Genomic DNA, 566 nt, shown 5'->3' on the forward strand with positions numbered 1-566 from the left:
CCGACAATATCGCGCACCTTATCGACGAACAGCGGATCGCTCGACAGTTTAAATGTCTGGCTGCGGTGCGGCTGCAAGCCGAACGCCATCCACATTCGGCGGATCGTGGTGTGAGAAAAGCCAGTTTCCGCAGCCATCGAGCGGATCGACCAGTGCGTCGCGTCGGGCGGTGTCGTACGCAATGTCCGCTCGATCACCGCAGCAACCTGATCGTCGTCGATGGTTCGAGGGCGGCCAGGGCGGGCTTCGTCAAGCAGGCCATCACAGCGATCCTTCAAGAATCGGCGGCGCCACTTGCCAACGGTGTGTTCATGGATGCCAAGTTCGGCAGCCACAGACTTGCTTGGCAGACCATCTGCACATCGCAGGATCGCGCGGCACCGCTCAGATAGCGATCGGGCTACACGATGACGACGAACTTGCCTCTCCAAGTACGCCCGCTCCTGCGGACTAAGCACTAACGGCGCGATCGGCCGGCCTCGCACACCTGCATTCGCCACTAGCACTCTCCTCTCTAGAGATTCGAGCAACAACTAATGCGACGAATTTGCGTTCCAGATGACTAG

The 566-nt window shown here is 59.5% G+C and carries 1 protein-coding gene; it reads right to left on the reverse strand.

Annotation, left to right across the window (positions count from 1 at the left end):
* The coding region (locus AC5ZFO_RS48215; protein ID WP_496124299.1) for a helix-turn-helix domain-containing protein at window positions 1-500 on the reverse strand (500 nt) is incomplete at its 3' end.
* Window positions 501-566: the final 66 nt, after the last annotated feature.

The sequence above is a fragment of the Bradyrhizobium sp. Unk1 genome (assembly GCF_059512345.1).